At 35.7% G+C, this 20518-nt stretch carries 26 protein-coding genes; 5 read left to right on the forward strand and 21 right to left on the reverse strand.

All coding sequences use genetic code 11. The features are described from left to right. Positions 1 to 3: 3 nt before the first annotated feature. The 3 genes from FA045_RS08240 to FA045_RS08250 are packed head-to-tail and all read right to left on the reverse strand — an operon-like array spanning position 4 to position 1282. Positions 4 to 333, reverse strand: coding sequence for a hypothetical protein (locus FA045_RS08240; protein WP_136876402.1), 330 nt, complete (start codon positions 331 to 333; stop codon positions 4 to 6). Then, a complete protein-coding gene (locus FA045_RS08245) occupies positions 327 to 812 on the reverse strand; it encodes a hypothetical protein (protein ID WP_136876404.1) in 486 nt (161 codons plus the stop codon). The genes FA045_RS08240 and FA045_RS08245 overlap by 7 nt, the downstream gene beginning before the upstream one ends. After that, a complete protein-coding gene (locus tag FA045_RS08250) occupies positions 806 to 1282 on the reverse strand; it encodes a hypothetical protein (RefSeq protein WP_136876406.1) in 477 nt (158 codons plus the stop codon). Before FA045_RS08250 ends, FA045_RS08245 begins: the two co-directional genes overlap by 7 nt. Positions 1283 to 1627: 345 nt before the next feature. On the opposite strand from FA045_RS08250, the gene FA045_RS08255 reads away from it, so the two are divergent. Beyond that, positions 1628 to 2128: a hypothetical protein gene (locus FA045_RS08255; RefSeq protein ID WP_136876408.1), complete on the forward strand. Its 501-nt coding sequence runs from the start codon at positions 1628 to 1630 to the stop codon at positions 2126 to 2128. An 82-nt stretch (positions 2129 to 2210) separates the two neighbouring features. Here the strand turns inward: FA045_RS08255 and FA045_RS08260 are convergent, their stop codons facing one another. From FA045_RS08260 to FA045_RS08290, 7 genes are all read right to left on the reverse strand, one after another. Continuing rightward, the gene (locus tag FA045_RS08260) at positions 2211 to 6179 is read right to left on the reverse strand and encodes a tape measure protein (RefSeq protein WP_136876410.1); all 3969 of its coding nucleotides are present in this window, start codon (positions 6177 to 6179) and stop codon (positions 2211 to 2213) included. A gap of 5 nt (positions 6180 to 6184) precedes the next feature. After that, a complete protein-coding gene (locus FA045_RS08265; RefSeq protein WP_169305033.1) occupies positions 6185 to 6637 on the reverse strand; it encodes a hypothetical protein in 453 nt (150 codons plus the stop codon). Further along, positions 6630 to 7103, reverse strand: coding sequence for a hypothetical protein (locus tag FA045_RS08270; protein ID WP_136876414.1), 474 nt, complete (start codon positions 7101 to 7103; stop codon positions 6630 to 6632). The genes FA045_RS08265 and FA045_RS08270 overlap by 8 nt, the downstream gene beginning before the upstream one ends. 105 nt (positions 7104 to 7208) lie before the next feature. After that, positions 7209 to 7490, reverse strand: coding sequence for a hypothetical protein (locus tag FA045_RS08275; protein WP_169305034.1), 282 nt, complete (start codon positions 7488 to 7490; stop codon positions 7209 to 7211). A 62-nt stretch (positions 7491 to 7552) separates the two neighbouring features. Continuing rightward, entirely contained in the window at positions 7553 to 7774 is a 222-nt protein-coding gene (locus tag FA045_RS08280) for a hypothetical protein (protein WP_136876419.1), read from the reverse strand. A 2-nt stretch (positions 7775 to 7776) separates the two neighbouring features. Then, positions 7777 to 8565, reverse strand: a complete 789-nt coding sequence (locus tag FA045_RS08285) for a hypothetical protein (RefSeq protein WP_136876420.1) — start codon at positions 8563 to 8565, stop codon at positions 7777 to 7779. Continuing rightward, positions 8565 to 8774 carry a DUF5681 domain-containing protein gene (locus FA045_RS08290; RefSeq protein WP_136876422.1) on the reverse strand — a complete coding sequence of 70 codons (210 nt, stop codon included), beginning with the start codon at positions 8772 to 8774 and terminating at the stop codon, positions 8565 to 8567. Before FA045_RS08290 ends, FA045_RS08285 begins: the two co-directional genes overlap by 1 nt. Positions 8775 to 8998: 224 nt before the next feature. On the opposite strand from FA045_RS08290, the gene FA045_RS08295 reads away from it, so the two are divergent. The 4 genes from FA045_RS08295 (at position 8999) to FA045_RS08310 (ending at position 10829) form a co-directional block, all read left to right on the forward strand. After that, complete coding sequence (locus FA045_RS08295; protein WP_136876424.1) at positions 8999 to 9364, forward strand: response regulator; 366 nt, start codon at positions 8999 to 9001, stop codon at positions 9362 to 9364. A 496-nt stretch (positions 9365 to 9860) separates the two neighbouring features. Continuing rightward, entirely contained in the window at positions 9861 to 10079 is a 219-nt protein-coding gene (locus tag FA045_RS08300; protein WP_136876426.1) for a hypothetical protein, read from the forward strand. Then, on the forward strand, positions 10066 to 10278 hold the full coding sequence (locus FA045_RS08305) for a hypothetical protein (RefSeq protein ID WP_136876428.1): 213 nt from the start codon (positions 10066 to 10068) through the stop codon (positions 10276 to 10278). The genes FA045_RS08300 and FA045_RS08305 overlap by 14 nt, the downstream gene beginning before the upstream one ends. After that, positions 10278 to 10829 (forward strand): 4'-phosphopantetheinyl transferase superfamily protein, encoded by a 552-nt coding sequence (locus FA045_RS08310; protein WP_136876430.1) that lies wholly within the window; start codon positions 10278 to 10280, stop codon positions 10827 to 10829. The genes FA045_RS08305 and FA045_RS08310 overlap by 1 nt, the downstream gene beginning before the upstream one ends. A gap of 54 nt (positions 10830 to 10883) precedes the next feature. On the opposite strand, the gene FA045_RS08315 is transcribed toward FA045_RS08310, so the two are convergent. The 11 genes from FA045_RS08315 to FA045_RS08360 form a co-directional block, all read right to left on the reverse strand. Continuing rightward, the gene (locus FA045_RS08315) at positions 10884 to 11798 is read right to left on the reverse strand and encodes an SDH family Clp fold serine proteinase (protein WP_136876432.1); all 915 of its coding nucleotides are present in this window, start codon (positions 11796 to 11798) and stop codon (positions 10884 to 10886) included. A 9-nt stretch (positions 11799 to 11807) separates the two neighbouring features. Then, a complete protein-coding gene (locus tag FA045_RS08320) occupies positions 11808 to 12005 on the reverse strand; it encodes a hypothetical protein (protein ID WP_136876434.1) in 198 nt (65 codons plus the stop codon). A gap of 234 nt (positions 12006 to 12239) precedes the next feature. Next, entirely contained in the window at positions 12240 to 12647 is a 408-nt protein-coding gene (locus FA045_RS08325; protein ID WP_136876436.1) for a hypothetical protein, read from the reverse strand. Between the two features lie 4 nt (positions 12648 to 12651). Further along, entirely contained in the window at positions 12652 to 12813 is a 162-nt protein-coding gene (locus FA045_RS18850; RefSeq protein WP_169305035.1) for a hypothetical protein, read from the reverse strand. 254 nt (positions 12814 to 13067) lie between these two features. After that, positions 13068 to 14480, reverse strand: a complete 1413-nt coding sequence (gene terL, locus FA045_RS08330; RefSeq protein ID WP_136876438.1) for a phage terminase large subunit — start codon at positions 14478 to 14480, stop codon at positions 13068 to 13070. Then, positions 14461 to 14847: a hypothetical protein gene (locus FA045_RS08335; RefSeq protein WP_136876440.1), complete on the reverse strand. Its 387-nt coding sequence runs from the start codon at positions 14845 to 14847 to the stop codon at positions 14461 to 14463. Before FA045_RS08335 ends, terL begins: the two co-directional genes overlap by 20 nt. A 531-nt stretch (positions 14848 to 15378) precedes the next feature. Next, on the reverse strand, positions 15379 to 17703 hold the full coding sequence (locus tag FA045_RS08340; protein ID WP_136876442.1) for a DUF3987 domain-containing protein: 2325 nt from the start codon (positions 17701 to 17703) through the stop codon (positions 15379 to 15381). A 3-nt stretch (positions 17704 to 17706) separates the two neighbouring features. Beyond that, entirely contained in the window at positions 17707 to 17997 is a 291-nt protein-coding gene (locus tag FA045_RS08345) for a helix-turn-helix domain-containing protein (protein WP_136876444.1), read from the reverse strand. After that, positions 17990 to 18187 carry a DUF3853 family protein gene (locus FA045_RS08350; protein WP_136876446.1) on the reverse strand — a complete coding sequence of 66 codons (198 nt, stop codon included), beginning with the start codon at positions 18185 to 18187 and terminating at the stop codon, positions 17990 to 17992. The genes FA045_RS08345 and FA045_RS08350 overlap by 8 nt, the downstream gene beginning before the upstream one ends. Before the next feature lie 94 nt (positions 18188 to 18281). After that, positions 18282 to 19229, reverse strand: a complete 948-nt coding sequence (locus tag FA045_RS08355) for a hypothetical protein (RefSeq protein WP_136876448.1) — start codon at positions 19227 to 19229, stop codon at positions 18282 to 18284. 1 nt (position 19230) lies between these two features. Next, positions 19231 to 20511, reverse strand: a complete 1281-nt coding sequence (locus FA045_RS08360) for a tyrosine-type recombinase/integrase (RefSeq protein WP_136876450.1) — start codon at positions 20509 to 20511, stop codon at positions 19231 to 19233. Positions 20512 to 20518: the final 7 nt, after the last annotated feature.

Consider the following 20518-nt stretch of genomic DNA (forward strand, 5'->3'; position numbering starts at 1 on the left):
GTTTTAAATATTATTTGTTTTTTTATTATTGGCTACACACCAGGCTTTGTATCTTCTGTTTATTTCCACACGGTTCTTTGCTCGATAAGCTTTCTCATATTCATCGTAACAGAATTTACATTTTGCCTTCAATCCAGATTTTACTTTTTTGTTTGCCTCAAATTCAGAAAGATGTTTTTCCTCGAGGCATTTTGTGCAAGTTTTAGCAGTTGGGATTGGCTTCTTCGGAATAATTGGTGCTAATGCATTAAGTCGCCATTCTTGTCTCCTTAACTCTAGTTTTGCAGCTTTAAAAATCTTCGGATCGTGTACGTATGTCGGGTTACTTAACATGATGATACCTCCCTTTCTTTTTCGTTTAATTCAATGGATAATTTAAAACAGTCTTCCAATAGAGAAATAAGGGCTGCAAAGCAATCGGTTTTTCTTTGCGCATAATCTCTTTCAATTTTATACTCATTCAATTCCTCATCAATCCAAAAATAAACAGAGTCCCAAACTTCTTCCCAAATATTTTTATCGAGCAACTCTTTAATGTCGTTTAATAAATGTTTATATCGTTTTATCGCGGTTACTTCTTTGACTTCTAAATACGCAACCATTTTGTTAATACGTGTAATGGCGTAGTTTATCTCCATCAATGCAAAACAAATATCACCCTTGCCTGGCAACTCGTGATCAAGCACGGCGCCAATATCTGATTTCAGTATATTTGGTAAAATGAAAAGATGTAGGTTGTTGCTTGAATAAACTTCCCATTCTTTCATAAGTTCCTCAAAGCCGTCATGTGTGTGTGGTTTTTTACTTAGCATGATGCACCTCCTTTCATCATTTCGCTATCTAATTTATTAACATCGTTAATTAACACATTGACTTCATGAAGCTTGTTATTGATATATTCATGTTGCTTTTCGACTACCCTAAACATAGCAGTTAAGCTTTGGTAGTTATCTAAAACCCTAACCCTATCATCTGGCCTTTCTTTCATTAATAACTTAAATGCCTCATCAATATGGTAGTAGAAATCGGTTCTTGAGCCTATATAGCTTATTTGCTCAAAAACTTCTTGAAGTCCAAACGCTTCAATTAAAAGGGTATTTTCATCTACCTTAATGCCATCAAAAGATTTGTCATTTATTTCTGCCCTTAAACACATGTGGTTTATCTCATTGATACGTTCTTTGGATAAAGCCGATTTAGCTTCTGGATTGAATGGGAATTTAACAGCTGCAACCTTAATCGGGAGCTGTTGGTTCTGGTTTTTTACATTGTTGTTCTGCATAACATTTGGTCAAAAGTATTCCAGGTGCTGCAGAACAACAATCAACTCTTTTCAGAGAAATTATAGATACGGGTCTAATCCGCTCACCTGGAAATATTATTAAAAAATAAATGTCTTGATTTTGGTTCTCTGATTTAAATGAAAAATTCAGTTGATTAGTTATTCTGCACTACAGAGTTATGAATAAATAATTAGAAATGCAATAATTATTTGCATTTTTTTCTATCTAGTAGCTTATAGTTATTATAATACAAGTACTTAGCTTAAAAAATACGGTAAACCGTAAGAAAGAAACCTTTTTTAGGCATACCTTTATTAATATATTTAAGACTTCAATAATCAATAATGAAAAAATCAATTTTAACAATTGCTGGTTTATCCTTTCTAATTATAAGCTGCTCTTCTCCAGAAAAGAAAGCTAAGAAGCTTATTCAAGATCATCTCTCAAAAAACATGAATGACTTTAAAAGCTATGAGCCTGTTGAATTTAGCAAACTAGATTCATCTTTTAGTACCTATGAACGAAGGACGATGGATTTAGATATTGATACTGTAGTTACTGATGATCTCAACAGCGCATACGAAAAGGAGGATAAATTCAATGCGCAAGAAGATATTAATGAGAAAAATTTTAAACCTGTTTTTATTGGATGGAGAATGAATCACCAATTTAGAGGAAAAAATGCGTTTGGAGCAATGGTCTTAAGTGATTACAACTTTCAGTTTGATAAAGATCTTACAAAAATAATTGAATCAACAGATCGTATTGCAGCAACCGAAGAAATGGAACGACAGTTCGAAGAATCGAAACGGGAAGTTGATCGCTTGTTGGATAGGAATTACTAACGTATGCCATAATGTATGTAATAAAACAATAAACCCACTCAATATAAATTAAATGGGTTTATCTGTACACTTGATGCGAGTATTAAGGAGTTAATCCGGATCCACTTAGTTGCGCATTATACCCTCCGGCTTTAGATGTATTCTTAGCAATTACATCAAGCTTTGTTAATGCCGTTTCGCCTGCAATAGCTCCTCTTCTGGTGTTCTGCTCAATCTGTAGCTGTGTATTAAAACTGTCTTTAGCCATTAAGTAAAGATCACCAATACTCTTGCCGCCTGCTAAATTAACTATCGAACTATTGACGGTAACTAATTGTAGCTTTACCGCTGCCGTACTTCCAGCTAAAACATTGATACTTTCCTGAGATGCAGAACTAAAGCCTCCAACTAATGAGCTGCCATTTTTAGCTGATCCAGTCCCTGAAAGGTTTTGACCTGTGATCTTTTCCAAGTCCTTAAACTGTTGACCGAATGCACCAGCAAGATCAATATACTTTGCCCTTAATGCATCAATCTCCGCATCCGTTGGCGTTCCGTTGGTAAATAATGATGAGAACTCGTCAAAGAATGGTTGCATTCCATCTTGCAGCACTTTAAGTTTAAAGCTGTTGGTGATAGCCTTATTCATTATATCCTCGAATGATTTGCCAAAATCTGCAGCTGCAAACTTTCCATTTTCAAAGAGTTCTGCCAGACTATCCGCAAGCCCTCCGGCACTTGTTCCGGTTAACAGTTCATTTAATTGTGATTGAAGCTCTGCAACCGATACGCCAGCGCTTCCAAGTTCTTCCCTTAATGCTTTTAATGCCTCAAAATCTGCTTTGGCTGCATCTTTTAATTTACCTTGGATATAAAGTTGCTCAAGCCTTGCGTAATCGCTACCATTTAGGCTAGCCATAATATCCCAAGTCTTAGCCTTACGTAACCATGTGCCATGTTTATAGCCTACGCCATCAACAAATGAACCACCTTGTAATGATGCAAATATCTTATCATAAGCAGCCTCAATTGCTGGTGATTGCTTTTTAAGGAGTTCCAATTGATCAACAATTGATTTGTAACTGTTTTTACCCCTTTTAACCTCGTCAAGTTCACGCTTTCTAAGAAGTGACTGGTATTCTTGTTCACCTTTTATTGCCTCAGACTGATAGTCTGCCATTGCTTTTTTTGCTGCTTCCTTAGCGGCCTTCAATCCTTTGAAGTAACCAAAAACAGAATTAGCAACACTTATGGCAGCTCCAACAATACCAATACCAGCGCCTATTTTATCAGTTGTGCTTTTCTCAGGATCCTGAATGTCTTTTATACCTTTTTTAACCTCGATATAAGATTTTGCAGCATTAATCAAAACATTAGCAATGTTTCCTATATTACCATTAATAGCAGCAAACTCAGAAGATATCTGTTGTAAATCATTTACAATATCATTTAAACCCTTCCCACCATCATTATTTAACTTTGCAATAAATTCATCAAGGTTTTTCTGAGCTTTAGCTTTTTCAATTGCAGATCCTTTAAAGTTATTAAGTTCAATTTGGTATTCTTTGGCAGCTTCTAAAGTTTGTTGCTTTGTACGCTTACCCAAAAATTCAAACAACTTTTGATAAGATGCCATCTTTTCGATCTGGGTTTTATCCAGTGCGTTTACTTCCTCTTCACCTGTTGAAATAGCATTTTGCGCCTCTAAATCCCTGCTTTCTTTTCTTAATCCCTCAGCAATAGCTAAATACTTTTCTTGGATTGCCTGCCTTTTATCTGCATAGGTTTGGAACTCAAGCAATAAATCATCATTCTTCTTTTGCTCTTCTTCTATCTCAACCTTGATGGCATCCTGAATTGTTTTTAATTGGGCTGCATTCTTCTCGCTATCTGCACCACCTTTAGCTTTGCTGTCACCATTCAATAATTTGTCCTCAAGTTCTTTTAGGGTTTCTAAGTACGTTCTCTCAGTATTGATGTTGCTGGCAAATCGCTCATCTGCTTTTTGCTTGCCAAACTTGTCTTTAAACTCCTCGTATTCCTCAAAGTATTTTTTCTGAATGCTTAAACTCTTTTCAAGTGCTTCGGCTGCCTGCTTATCATTGACAAGGGCAAGATCATTGCTTTCGGCATCATTAAGTTTCGAGATGTTAAGCCCTAAGCCTTTTTTATTCTTGTAGCCTTCAATGGTCTTGTAGTATTCCTTTGCCTTTTCTCTCAAAGCCTCATATTTATCGGTAACGCTTTGTTTTTCCTGTTCGTTCTCGCTTAACTGCTTATTAGCTGATTTTTTAACAAGATCATCAATGTCCTTTTGAAGATCATTTCTTGACTTAATTATTCTTTTATATTCGGTTTCGGCTTTTTTGGCTTCTGCCTTTTCCTCAGATAATTGTTTGGCAGTTTTACCGGGGGTAATTGTTGGGCTATCAGGAATAAACCTTTTTAACCTGGTCATTTGACTATTCAATAAATCAACCGTATCACTTAAGCTTTTAACGCTTCTTTTGCCGCCATCTTGTAATGTACCTTTAGCAACTGAGGCTTTATAACCATCTAAAGCTTTTTTAGCATTGTTGTAGGCAATTTTAACCTCTTCATAGGTTGTTAATATGGTTTTTGCATCTGCCTTGTCTACTTCAAGATTTAAAGCTTTAGTTACTGTTTTTTCACCTCGATCACCACTTAGATTAATGCCTCTTACGATATCGGCGGTTTTGCCATCGTCATTGGTTAATAGCCTTGTAACGAACTCCGTCCAACTGCTTGAATTTACCATACCAACAATTGACTTTGTTGCTCTTCCAACTCCATCAACAATGGCAGTAAAAAATCTATTTATATTTGTGGATTCTCCGACTGTAGTAGAAAATACGTTTGTCAATCTTTGCCAAGCTGCAGATAAACCATCAACTTGATCAGTAGAGTTTGTGTTAAATGTTTTTTCCAGTTCGGTTGCAAGTTTCGGCAAAAGATCAGCCGCTAAAACCTCACCTCTTTGAAGCATTTTATTTAGCTGACTTTCAGTTACACCCATTGCTCTTGATGCAATTGAAAACGCACCGGGAATACGCTCACCTAATTGTCCACGCAATTCCTCTGCCTGTACATTGCCCTTTGATATCATTTGCTGCAAAGCTCTCAAAGCACCCTCAGTATCCTCACTTGATAACTTCAATCTTGAAGCCGCACCAGTAACGGCATTGAATATCCTTTCGCCTTCCTCGAAGTTGAAATTTGAGGCAATAACGGCTCCAGTAAATGATTTATAAGATGTGGTTAAAGCATTATAGTTAACTCCTAATCTATCGGCTGTTGCTGCCAGTTGCTCAAGCTTTGCATCTGCAAGGTCAACACTGCCAAAGGTAAATTCTAATGATGTTCTGATAGCATCCGATTTAAGCGACTGCTCAAACGTTTTGCCTAAAATCGTTCCAATAGATAAAAAGCCAGTAGCCCAAGCCGCTAAACTTCCAGCCGCACCATTGATGGCCTGTTGATAAGAACCTACTTTTCTTTGATGGTTGCCCATCGAGGCATCAAACTTTTTAAGCTTTTCGTTTAATTCATTGTACTCACGAATTTTAGCTTTTAGTGCCGGGCTTTGGGAATTAAAACCGCCTGTAGTGTTTTTAATCTCTTTGCCTAAAGCCGCCAATCTGTCCTGAGCTTCTTTATAAGATCCGGCGGTTGCACGGTTTGCCTCTCTTGCTGCCCTTGCCGCTTTAGTTAACTCCTGTTGAGCTAATCTGTTTTCAGTAATCTTACGTGTTAGTTCGGCTGTTGCTGCGCCACTTGCAGCCTGTTGATTTGCAAGCCTTTGCTCTTCAAGTTTTAAAGCTGTGAGCTCAAGCCTTGCCTTTCTTAAAGTGTCCTGTAAAGCGAGTTGAGCCTTAGTGAAGTTGCTTGTTGATGTTGTTGACGGTCCAGAATTTACACCTTTAGATGCAGCATCATTCATTTCACGAAACACCTTTTTCATCTGCTCCGCTTTTTTCATTGCCTCAGCTATACTCATATTGAAAGTGTAATTCAATTCGGTACCACCTGCCACTCTTAAGCCTTTTGCCATGATATTTAAATTTGATTTATTAATTGTTTGAATATTTTGCCAAAGCTTAAGCTCGACATACTTATTACATCCCTTTCGGTTGATTCTACAAATGCAGCGTAATCCATACCAGCCACAAAGATTAAAACTGGTGAGCCATCTGAAACTAAGAGCGCTATCTCTCTTGCATAGCTAATACCGATTTTAGTGCCTTCAATGCCTTGTGCTAATGGTGGAAAATAAATGTGTTCATCTAAGATTTGGTTATTGTTAACCAAAAGGCAGCCGATCGAATTTCTAAGCTCCCAAGTGATATTCCCAAAGCCATTGTCTGCCCTTGTTCTTGCTCTGGCCATATCAACAACCTTTTTACCTGCATTAAATAGTTGCTCAGCCGCTTCATCAATAATAGATTGCAAACCATCATCAATGTGATTAAATAGGTCGTTAATACTAAAATCTGGTGTGAAATTAGACATGGCTTTTTGGAATTTCTTCATCAATATTTGCAGGGCTTAAAATCCTTGCCGTACCCCTTAACAGGATGATTGATTGAGTAAAGTAATCTAAGCAAAGGGCTGCCATCGAATAATGCAGGGCTTGAAGTAATTCAATTTGATCAATTGTTTCTAAATACTTCAAAAGGCTTTTTGGTACATCGGATTTGCAATTGTGAATAGTTAAAGCCACCATCATAATAACCTTTTCATTATTCTCTTTAATAACTTTCAAAGCCGCTTCCTGGTCGCTTAATCCAATCAGCTCATTATTTAGCGTTAAGGCCAACTGAGCATATTTATACTGTACACCAATAACAGTGGGATTAAATACAAATTCTTTTATTTCTTCCTTATGCTTACCAAATAATCCTGATTTAATAATATATGGTCTACTCAATGGCATTATCCATTGAGGTTTTTCTCTGACTGTGGTTTGCTCTTCCATTTTATAATTTTTGCGTGTTATATTGTATGTAAATTGCTGTAAAACATGTTTTTGTTATTAAAATAGCCTATTTTTATACCCCTAATACGTGTGCAATATTTTGATTTAATTAAGTTGCATTTGCTTTTTAACCCCTCTGGTAAAGAATATGCCAGCTTTATAAGGTATTACGATTGTCATTGACTTTTCGCCATTAGCAAGGCTTTTGGCAGCCAGATCATCAACCTCTGCCCAAGTCAAATATTTAGAGCTTAAATCACAATAGTAACTATCGGTACCTTGTGAATGATGATAGATCCTAAGCTTTAGATTGCATTTGCTATCCCTGATCTCTCTGAGCTTAACGATGTTGCCCTCGCTCCAAAGCTTAGTCACCAGCTTAGACATTTTCCTAATGTATTTAGGAACGCTGGGGTCGTTCAAACTGATTTGCCTTGCTCCGGTCATCATTAAATACCTAAGTTTTTAAAAATCTCATCCATTTCCTCATCACTTGCCCTAAGTGAAATTTCTTGCTTTTTGGCTGCTATCAATGCTTTTGTATCTTCTTCATTAGCCCAAGCCATGTTGCATTGCCTAGATACATCTCCACGATCTTCATTACTGCAATTAGCCATTTGATCATTAATCAACGCCTGGTTTTTTTCTCGTTGTTCTGTTGAATATCCCATTTTTAAAATCCTCCTTTTTTTAAGCTGTTTTGGTATGCTTGACTATTTCTCTCTTGACGTTCTTGCTCAGCCTTTTGTCTCGCTTTTGCCGCCTTATCATATTGCTGACCCCATCTTATACTTGATGGCACAATACTAATCTCTCTGGTATCCCTATTGAACGAAAAGAAGTGCTCTAATTGATCAGTATAATTACCACCATAAAATGAGCGTGTCAAACCTAATTTTGTAACCCATTGGTCCCACTGCGTTAAACTTTCCTTCAATGAAAGTAGGTTGTTGTAAATCTGCTCCTGCTCTTGGTCTTCTATATAAATGCGGCAATAAGCTTCGAGGATATTCTCTTGAGCATCTTTGCCAACTTTAAAGGCTCCGTCTATGAAATCGATATGCTCTAATGACAATTTTGTCATTCTAGGATTTTTGCCGTACGGTACAGGAGGCTCGGGAACATAAAAATATTTTAATTCATTATATGCACGTTGAATATTTCCAATAGGAACCTCAGATCCAGACAAAACAAACTCCCTTAGCTTCTGATTTTTAACACCAGTACTTTCAAGCCCCTCATTCAAATTTTTGAGATATAGATCAACCACCTGTTTAACTCCCTCGTTCCGGATTTGCTCGAAGGCTTTAAAATCAAATTCTTTATCCTCAAATTCCAATCCCTCATAAGCTGCCTTCAATTGGTTTAGCTTTGGGCTATAGTGTTTAAGGTCACTAATAATTTGCACCAGTAGTTCATCATCTTGATGGATTAAAAAGCGTTTAAATGTTTCTTTACTCATTACATTAAATGTTTTTGTTGTGGGGTTAATACTCTTGTTAAATCAATAAAAAAACATCTTCGCTCTTCTGGTGATGCATTTTCCATTTCTGCCTCAATTGTTGGCAGATTTTTCTCAAGCAGCTTTTCAATCCTTTTTTTGATTGATGTTTTAACCCTGCCTTTTGGCCTTCCATCTGGGTTGCCAGAATTTCCTTTTTTAAATGGCATTTTTTATTGTTTTTATTGTTCCTATTGATATTATCAAAATTAGGTCAATGGCAAGGGGTAGCGAAGCAAACGGATTTACTCGCAAGACTTAATAAGTGTAGGATTATTATTTGAATGGTCGCTTTTAGATGGTGACTAGTATTGCTAAAATTTGGAATTGTAAAATTCTTATTTCATTGATAGATAAGACATTCCTTGAATAAATTTTTTTATAATTTCGATTAATGAAAAAAATTCTTGTGGTGGATGATGCTGTAGAGATAGCAGAATTGCTTAGTTTAATATTGGTAGATGAGGGTTACGATGTAATGACTTTATGTAGTGCCAGAAACATTAAAAATCAGCTAGACGATTATAAGCCTGATCTTCTACTCCTTGATGTTAGGATTTATGATGTTGACGGTTCAGATGTTGCAAGAGAATTAAAGGCAGATCCAAAATACAGGGATATCAAAATTATACTGATATCTGCAATGTTTGACGAACGCACAATGAAAGATAAGTCATCAAAGGTTTGTGATGGATATATTGAAAAACCATTCTCAATAAAGCGTGTTGTAAATACTGTTTCAAAACTAATGACTGAGTAGCTTAAGAAGTGTATGGCATAGTGTATGGTAAATACCAGAAAATAGTTTTAAAAGCTCTCAATTGATATAATGCATACCCTATTCAGGTGTAAACAAATAAAATTTTCGTACTCCTGTTGAAAAATCACTTTACATTTCGCTAATATTATTAGCAATTTTACACCCTTGCTCATAAACTGTAGTAAGGGTGTAAGCTATGAAAGACTTCAATTTTACCGCTTGCTTTGGTAATGTTGACAAACAAGTGAGGCTTTTAAATATGTTTGGATCTACTGGTGGGAGCGGTGGCTGTCACATTTATATTGACAAATACTTTTGCGGCCAAATATTTAAAAGGAATGGGGTATGGATGTTATTCGCGAATAAGATTGACCAATTTACCTATGAGGATGTTGAAATATTAGGGGATATTATAGAGAGAGAATTGATGTGAATATTTGATGTGTCCGAAAATCCGACACATCAAGTAATAATTAATTTTTACCTTTAAATAAAGATGAAGGAAATTAAATACCATTGCAAATTATTTAAGGAAGAAATTAAATACGATTTGATTGAAACAAAAAGTGATGCTGTCTACTTACTTTATCATGAATCTACATTAATCGCCCAAGTCAAACTACTTAACAATCATTGCATCCAGGTTGGCGGTAGAATGATAAGTGATAAAATGTTAGCAGATATAGGAAATTTATTAAAAAATGGAACCATTTGAAATTGAATTATTGCAGGTTCTTTATACGGTACATCCACAGGAAAATGGATCGTTCAAGATTTACCAGGGGGCTAATCTGCTTGGAGAAATTGAACCCGTAATAAATGATGACCTTTCGATACAATGGGTAACCGCAGATTTGATGGCTTCAGATTTTGTAAATAGATTAGGTGGATTGATAGAAGAAAAAGAAATGTAATGATTGGCAACGATATTGTTGATTTAGCTAATACCAGCAACTGGCAAAGAAAAGGATTTCTTCAAAAAATATTTACTTTCGACGAACATAAACAGATTTTCAGATCACAAGATCCAAATACTACCGTTTGGCAAATGTGGAGCATGAAAGAAGCTGCTTATAAAGCAATCAGTAGGACAAATCGAAACATACCTTTCAATCCAAAACTATTTTTATGCAAAAAAAATGGGAATAACGCAACTGTGACTTATTTAGACAAAGTATTGTATATAAAAAGTGAATTAACAGGTGATTATGTTCATTCAATTGCATGTGCAGATCCAGAATATTTCAATAATATAACCACCTACTTATTAGATTATACATTAGATTACGTGAAGAAATTCAATTCCAAAAAAAGCTCATTTAAATTGAAAAAGGACATCGAGGGTATACCTTATATTTTAGATAAAAGAACAGGCCAAAGCATTCCAGCATCTATTAGTCATCATGGTAGATACTTGGCTGTTGTTTATTTATTGATGCTGCATATACCAAATAGTGGAGATTGATAATGCAGACAATAGATCCAGAGGATTTATTTTAGTGGGTATTGTAGGTGGTTGTTAGTTTTTTTGTGGAGTGATCGCTGCATGATTTTCGAAATACGCAACTCCTAAATGATTTTCTATAATTTTTATAGCAGTAGTGTTATTAAATGTATGGAAAAACATATGATGAGTGGTTAAGACAGCATCTTGAAGTTCTTGATCAGTTTCTAAATCTATAATTTTAAGACCCAATTCAATGCACTCCTTTTTTGGGATATGCCTAGAGTGTGATTTTTGCTCGGTATGATTTGAGAATGCCTTAAGTATTGTCTTAACCTTTTCAGGCTCCCCTTCGCACATATTGTAATTAAGCCAAGCAGACACCATCCTATCAGACCATTCTATAGCCTGTTTGCATGCACCTAAAAAGGTAGGATGGTATTTGCTAATTATAGTTTGCCACAATATAGCAGAGCTTGGATTTTTAGCTATGTCTTCTATTGCATATTGAAACTCGCTTAAAATAGCTTGACATGCAAGTCCATTCATTTGCGGATCGATAGGTCCAAGATTGGAGTGTTTACCCATTATAATCTCTTTAGATGACAAAGCGATCATTGTGCCTGCAGACATTGAAATTTGAGGTACTATTACCCGGATATCTTTATCAAACATCGAATAAAGATAATCTACTAGACTTTCGGTTGCGGCAACATCTCCTCCTGGGGTATGCAATAATAGATCAAGACCTTTAGACTTATCAAGCTTATTGATTGCCAGCATGAATCCAGACTTATCCTTGTCGTTAACTTGTGTATTAGCGAAATTTGGTTTTTGCAACCAACCTGAATAATATGCTATAACATTACGTCCTGTTATTTGATGAATTTTAGACAAGTATTTTTTACGAACGACATCAAATGGATTTACACCCATCTGTGCCTGCTCAATAGCTTGAATTTCGAGTACTACTTCACTCCAATTTGGCATGATATGATGTTATAGTTTTACAATTACTGATGAATTGGAAGCTATAACAGGAGTGTTATCAGTGTAAACAGTATAAATCTCGAATGAATTAATATTACCCATAGTTTGAGAGAGCTTCAAATTATTGTTGTGACCCATTATCTTTTGATAATCTTCCTCAAATTCAACAGCATATTGCTGGATCGTTTTGTTTGTTTCAGTGATCATCTTAATTATTTTAGGTTTTCAAAAAGCCTGCAAAAGTAGGGATATTTTTTAGTATACTTCTAATATATAAAAAAAATATGCATTACCAAATACATATCCTCTCTTCGCGATTGCCTTATTAACAACGAATATAGATAGAAGTTTGATTAATGCAAATATTAAATCAATTATTTTACATTATTTAACAATTTAACTACTATAGGCAAATGGTATAGTTAGATAGTAAATAACCATCTAACTATCAAACTCCTTCAATGCCTCATATATCTCATCACTAATTGCATGCACCCTGGCAGCAAAGCGAGGGTTTTTATAATAGGCTACAAGCCTATCAGCATAATAATTAACAGTTGGTGCATCATTCCAGTTCATTAAGCTTATAATTATCTGCCTCATTCCGTTCTGCAATCTTAAATCGGTAAAGTGCAGTTTGTAAGGTGCGTATAAATAATATATAACTCCCAAAATAAAAGGAGTGTTTTCTGGATTAGCAGGGTAGGTTCTAATAACTTCCTGAAAGATTAATGGAATAAGGTTGATGTCATGGAGCCTCCCCTTAGTAAGATCAACGCAATTCTGGTATTCCTGATAGTTGACTTTCTTAAGCCTTTCTGTTGCAAGCTGCATTAATTTGTTGTTCATAATATTATTTTAAATTTTCAATAATTTGTTTCAACTCTCTGATCTTTGCTTTCTTCTCTTCCTCATCCATAAAGCGGTTATTACTTACCAGCTTTATTTCATTTAGATAAATCTCTTTCTCAGACTTGATAGGGAAGTCCTCAAATCGGGCTAATGTATTATTCATGACTGCATCCATAATTAGTTAGTTAGTTAAGTCTTCGTTAATAAAATGGTTAAGCACCTCAACGATGCTAAGATTATTTTCGGTATGTTCACAATGGTTGAGGATCTCATCTCTCATCTCAATCTTTTCCTCAAGACTTAGTAGAAGGATCTGAACTGTTAACTCCTCGCTGCTCAACTTTTCAAGATGTGCGAATTTGAAGGTGTGTTGTTTTGAATTTTGCATGTTGTTATGTTAAATAGTTTGAATTTTAATTAGTGTGATAAAGCCCATATCCCAAGCGATTTTTTGCCTGCTCCGTATTTCTCAACCATTCCAGTTAAGGTATCGGGCGCATCATCATGAGCGTTACGACCTATCGATGAGTAATTTGTAACGTGATTATAGAAGGTAGCCCAACGCATCTGCCAACCCTCGGGCATGTGTATAAGGTTATTAACTGCAGTAGCATTTGTATTGATCCTGGCAAGTTTATTTAGGTTCTGGCTAAACCATTCGATGCTAGTTCTAAAATTGCCCAGATCCTTTGTTTTAGCTTCTACCTGTCTAGCAAAACCACGCCCCCCATTATTGCTTTCAATAAAGCTATGTTCAACTTGATGATCCCAAAGCTGCTTGGCAACCAGTAGCTCTGTAACTTCCATTTTAGCTTGAGTGTATATGATGTCAAGAATATACATGCCGTCTTTATTTTCGAGATATGAGATTGAGCATAAATAATCCTTACCTAAATCTGCAGTATCAACATAGGATTTACGCCTGCCGTATGTTGGTAAATCAGTATAAGTCTTGAATGGTTGGTATAGTAGCCCTTCCTTTGGTTGAGGGTTCTGTTGGTACATGCATTCAAATACAAATGCATCTCTATTTCTAAGGTCTGTTAAACGCTTTATATCGTGGCGTTGTGGATAGAGTGCTTCGCCATCTTCTCTTGGGTCATTATCATCCGGTTCACCTTCTTTGATAGCTGGATATTTAACCACCGTCCAATCATTATCAGGTTCGGCAAGCAACTTGCCTGCAAGGTCCTCATGGTGCCATCTGGTAAATACTATTAATTGCTGGCTGTTATTGTGGAGCCTTGTTTCGGCAACTGTTGAATACCAATTTTCAACGTTACCACGAACGATAGGAGACCAGGCATCCATTGCATCTTTGTACAAATCATCCATTATCAGGATATCAACCGTTTCACCAGTCAAACCACCTTCAACGCCTACTGATCTAATACCTCCCTTTTTGCCAACAACCTCAAGCTCGGTGTTATTACGTGCATAGCTATCATTACCAGATGGAAGTACTGTATCGGGAAATATTTCACGGTAATCAGGCTCATCCATAATTCTTTGGATCTCCTTGTTAAACTTACTTGCTAGTGAAGCAGTATGTGAAACGATAGCTACTTTTAGATTTGGGTTTAAACCAAGTAAATAAGCTGGTAATCTTCTTGTACTGCCCTCTGATTTTCCGTGTTGTGGTGGTGCAAAAATCATTAATTTTTTAATCCTTCCATGTGCAAAATCATCTAATACTTTAAAGAAGTTTAAATGAAATGGAGTAGGATCGAAGGACGGCATTGTAACCGTAGTAAATGCTGTAAGATCCTCTCTTGCGCTTCTCAAAGTAAACTCCTTTAATATCGCCTCTTTAGTTATTGGTGTCGTCATATTCTTCTGGATTTGATTGTTTAATTGAATTAAGTTTTAGCGTTAAAACCTTTTGATATAGTTCCTCTGAGTTCAAATGCTCTGCACCAGTATGCTTAACTGTTATCTCGCCTTTGGTAGCCGTCAATGATGGCATGAAGTAGGGAAATAGTTTAGCAACAAAATTTAACCAGTCCTTAGGATCATCCAACTGATCAAGCTTTTCTTGTATCTTATCCTTATTGTTCATAAAGATCTCATGCATAGTTTCCCTCATTTGGGTTGTGATCTTATTGGGTGCACCTACTGGCCGTCCGTAAGGGTTGGCGACTTGCCCTTTCTTAAAAAGCTTTTTACCTGGCTGCTTTTCGTTGTTTTCTTGCTCCATTGTATATAAAAGTGTATATAAAATATTATTTATATTAGTTAAAATACTTATTATCAACTGATTGTGATTAAATAATGTACTCACATCATTAATACAGCATCAATTTTTTGCCGTTTTTCTCGTTTTCTCTTTTTTCAACCCGAAAAAGTCACGGGGCGAAAAAAGTATCTTTTCAATATTCTTTCATTTATTTAATGATAATCCCAGTATTACAGTATTACAGCGGCATATCATTCAGTATTACAGCCTGTAATGCTTTAACTGCCTGTTTTTCAATTCTTTAAATCCACTATTACAGTATTACAGTATTTTCCTGCTTTTTTTAAGTTTTTATCAGTTATCATTCTTTTATTTAATCAGTTACTAAAATTTATTATCTACTGTTTTGTGTAATTCTGCACTGTTAAATTCAGTCACTTGCATTTCACCTGTAATACTGTAATACCTGCAGTAAAAACCAAACCATATCTATTTGTAAGCTTGTTTTTGGTATTACACAACCTTGTAATACTTCTGTAATAGTGTAATTCGTTACTCATATATCTTTGAGTAAGTTTTATTTCTCTGATCACCTTTTGATGTCAATATTGGCTCATCCTTGCACCACCTTACTAAATACACACGGCACGTAGCTTCTTTAATGTTTAATTTCTTAGCTATTTCGGTTGCAGTAGCATTCGAGAATGAAACTGGTAACGATTTGTAAAGCTTCATTTGAGTATCGTTTAATCTATCCAAAGGAGAGTTAGGTGACAGTATCTTCATAGCCTTATGGATGTTCGCAAAGAAATACTCAGTAAGTCTGATTGCGTTTTCCATACTTGTTAATGAGATGATCTTTTTGTCCCGTAAGGGATTATGTTCAATCTCTAAAATGAGCGCAAACTTTAAGCAGTAAGTTTGATACTTTGATATGATCCCTTTAATGTCATCAGATTCGGCTGCATTATATTTCACGTTTTTTTCATCGAACCATTTTTGATAAACCACAAGGGCGTCTTCGGAAAATCTATAATATGACTTGTCACCATCTTTTTTATAGACGTTTTGCATTAGAGACTTAAAATTGTCTTTTATGGTTTGCGGGATAGTAAAGCTATTAAAACTTAGTTTTTTCTCTGGTTCAGGATATACAAAAAGGAACCTATGAAAGAAACCATTATGAGCATTGTCTTTTGCAGATAAAGCAGCAAGCACACCAGGTTGTATAGTTCCGAAAATTGAGCAGAAAGGATCAGCCACATAATCAAGTTCTCTTCCAATGCGCTGCAGCGTTAATGGGTTTCCATCGTAAAGCTCAAGCCATTTTTGCGCCTCATCATTATCGCCATATCGGTTCATTCTTTTTAGAAAACCAGAAAGTTCATCTGAATTATTAATGCACCCGTGGGTATTTGTTGAAAGGATTTTTATTGTCATTTCAATAGTTGCATCTTTTATTTGGATCTGCTTCAATTCAGGTTTTTCAGGCTCTTTAATTCCTTCGCCTTTTTTCTGATTTTTGTACTCAGCGAGCTCAATCTTGTATTCTTTGTTTTTTGATAAATACTCATTCATGTACTCATGGTCAATCTCCGATAAATGAGAAAGTGACACCTTTGCTGCTGGACTTTTGAATGAACCAGGTGAAGCTACCACGGCCATAAATATTATTGGTTTTACAAAGAAGCCATCGCTTGCAATGAAAACAGCGCTATTTCCAATTAGAACGGATAAAGCACTTAGGTAGGCGCCAGCCAGCATTTCATTTGGAAATGGCGTAACCTGTGCAATGCTTTGAAACTCATGAGAAAATATATCCATTGGCACCTTTAATCTATCAGTGTCGTTAATTGGCCGCGGATGCAGTATAATTTCAGGGGGATCTACTATTTCAATCCCTATACTATCACCGATCATTTTTATTTCTTCAATCGTAGACGCCCAGTCTTTATCGTTCTTATAATAAATAAGCTTTGATGGTGTCAGCACCCAAGAATGATCATCTGCATCCACTCTGTCCGCCCAATGCGGGTATCCTTGTATAGAACCTGAGAAGATTAATACCTTTTTGCTTTTAAAGTATACTTTTGCCGACATCTTTGCCTTTGAGCCCTTTCTGAGGTAGGCTTTAAACCAAGGATCCTTTGGACTGTTTTTATATTCTGGATTGAAAAACAAACCCATATCATTTAAAATAAGTTCAAATGCTTCCTCTGTAATTCCTTCATCAAATTGAATGCAGGTGCTTTCATAATCTTTTGGATAGGCACTAAGTATTGTTTTTGATGCCCCTCCGTTTTTACTTTCGTATTTATCAAAAGATACTGCTGTTGATACTAAGACATCAAATTGATCATCTGTAAGCTCTTGCAGGTCCTGCCATTCATTATGATACATCTCATAACCCGGTGTAGGATCGCAATATGATAATGTGCCGCCGGTATAAATGGCAATAACTTCATCGCCGTTCTTTTCCCTTGCTAACGACACTTTATTTTTAAGACCTTGATATTTTATATAAACATGAAAACCAGCGTTCCTAGTGGTTTCAATACAAATCTTACTTAAAATCTCGTCATCTAAAGACGTGACAGCCTTTAACCACTTTGTAAAAACTTCTTTGTCCTCAGTATTTTTAAGGTCAAAATCAACGCACCCAAAAGGCGAAAACAATTTAATACCAATGCCATTTACTCCCTGTAAAGATTTGACTTTCGTCTTAAAATTATCAATATTGTAATTATCAGCCGTTATTTCGCTGTGTGCTATGCAATGGCTTTTAACCGTTTTTGAGGCAATATCCCACTTTAAAGGAATAGGCTTTAAACCTAATTGAAGTAGATCAGTAAAGTCTTGTTCAGTGATATTGGCCATCAATTATCTCCCTTTTTTAGATAATGATACAGTGGTCAGCTCATCTATAGCTGCCTTTGAGAACAGAATTTTTCTGCCATGTTGTATAAACGGCAATTCGCCCTTTAGTTTCTTTTTCAGAATAGTCTGGGGATTACACTGCCACCGCTCAGCTAAGGTTTTAACTGTGTATAGAGTTTCATTGATCTCTGGTTTAGGTTCAGACTTACCTTCAAGTAGTATCTCTATCTTTTCAAGTTTTTGGTTTAGCTTTTGGAACTGATCGAAGAGCTCCGAGTAAGGATGATTAAGCATTATGACCTCCATTATTTGAAATGGCCGCCATGACTTTCTCTTCATCGAAAATGAATTTTTTCCCGACCTTAGCAAACGGTATTTTTCCGCTGTCCTTTATTTTTAATGCTGTTGGTTTAGAGCATCCGATTAATTCGGCCAATCCAGCCAATCCATAAACGTACCTCGATTTTGATATTGTTTCTCTCATAATACCGTTGGTTATTATCAACAGTACAAAAAAACAAAACCCCTGTTTCGGGGTAAAACAGGGGTAACTCCAAATGAATTAAGTATGCTTAAATTTAGTTTATTTCGCTATCAATTAGATTTAATAAGCCAAGTTCAGCGAGGTATGCATTTACTTTTTTGATTGCTGCTGGTCTTTCGACTGTTTTAGGTGCATTTTTTTTAAGGAATGTTTCAGTCGTATAATCATCAACGCTTTTTCTGAAGCCTTCTTGCTTTTTTGGATCAGGATCAACACCTAGTAAGGTGCCAAGTAATTTTGCAAATCTAATATTACCCAATTCACCTCTGTGATTATCATATAAGACTTTAAATAAACCCAATTTGTGTAATAAAATTAATTTATGAGTATTTGCCGTGATGTCATGATCAAATACAACCTCTTCGGTAGGGCTAATCAAACCTTTGGCATAGTCGACTATTTTATTTAACGTTTCAACCTCAACCAATAAATGGATATAAAATGTGGTGAGTGCAGGATTATCAATACTTCTATTGGAGCGATCATGTAGTAGTTGCCTCCAAGGTTTTACAGGAATTTCTTTTTGAATTTCCACCCATGTATATTCCTTTGATTTCTCATCAAATAATAGATCTTCTTTTCTAGGGACGTAATGAGGGTGAGTGTTAGCGTACTTTAAGAAATCATTTGCGAAACTTGACAGCCAAGAAGTAAGTCTAGTGAGATATAGATCTTTTTCTCGCTTTGTCTTTAATTCGAGCATATTAACATCTATCTCATTTAAAATTTCGTGTAAAATTATATGGTCTGGTAGATCGATTTCTGATATTTTAGTTCCCCATTCTATGAAAGTGTCAAATTCTGCATTGCCATCACCTAATTTGTAGTTGGTGGAATTTATTTCATCAATTATCTTCTTAGCATAAAAAATTTTATGTTCTACTTTTTTGATTCTATCAAACCACTTATCAAAATACAATCTTCGTTGAGCATCTGGAATTATATAATTCCAATCATTTAAGTCGCCTTTGTTATCCATCATCTTAACGGTTAAATTTTTTCATTTCTTCATCTTTAGTTGTATCGGTAACATCATAATATTTATGGAATGCCTTTGATCCTTTTTCGTGACCAGTAATTGATTTTATGGTGCTCTCTTTCATTCCTAAAGTCATGGCAATGGTAATGTAGCTTTTGCGGCTGGTATGGCAGCTAATAAGCTTGTTCTTGGTTACTGTTTCCTTTACTATCTTGCCATTCCCTAATTTATGTGCTATTTCAATTTTAGAATCTATTCCAGCAATTTCTGCAACTTCTTTTAATGCATCATTTGTTTTCTGGTTGCTGATTGATGGTATAGCATAAATGCTACCATCGTTTTTGTATTTGCTCAGTATGAGTTTCGACATGTCAGTATATGGAACTTTAATAGTCTGTGTTTCTCCGTTTTTCTGGTTGAAAAATTCAATTTGTTTTTCGTGGCAATTGTCTTTTTTTAATGCTGCAAGGTCACCGTATCTCATTCCGGTATTACAGCCCAACAAGAAAAAATCTCTAACTCGTTCAAGTGCCAGGCTAGGCATAGGGGTGTAAGCGATCTTTATAACTTCATCATAAGTTAAATGGATAACTGTAATATCATTTGGTCTACCTGTTTTCACTCTTGGAGCTTCACTAATGTATTTTCGATCGCGGCAGTAATTCATGAACCTACCCAATATTTGAAGAGCTTTAACCACCGTGTTGTTTAACCTACCATCCCTTAAGTGTTTTGAATATTCAGATATGAAATCTTCATCAATTAAATTTAGATCAGTAGTATTCAATCTATCACCCATAAAATCCCGAAGGTGGTTGAGATTGGTTTGATTATTTCTAAATGAGTTATGCGTTAAATTATCCTGCACATATTGAAGGTACTCTGATATCCTATCACCAATTGATTGTTTTTTAATAACGTTAGCGCCTCGCCCCTTAAATCTTTTGTCAAGTTCTGCACGATACAGATCAACGCTTTGATCTACGCCAGAATTTATAAAATCAGTTTCGATAGAATAGGCGTGTCTGATTAATGCATCTAGTTTAGTTTTGGCCGCTGGTGCTTGTTGCCATTTATTATTCCATGGATATTTCAGGCCTTTTTTTCTTCTGCTTAAATCAGTGATACCAAAATTTACATGATACTGAACCGGCATGCTAATTCCCGTGTAATACTGGATACGTTTTGAATTAACACTAAATAATAGGAGTATCGGAAAGTCGCCTTTGATGTCCCCGTCCATAGCTTCTTTTGGTGCCTGTAAATGTAGTTTAGGATTGATCATATCGGAA

The organism is Pedobacter cryotolerans (assembly GCF_005116475.1).
GTDB classification, from domain to species: domain Bacteria; phylum Bacteroidota; class Bacteroidia; order Sphingobacteriales; family Sphingobacteriaceae; genus Pedobacter; species Pedobacter cryotolerans.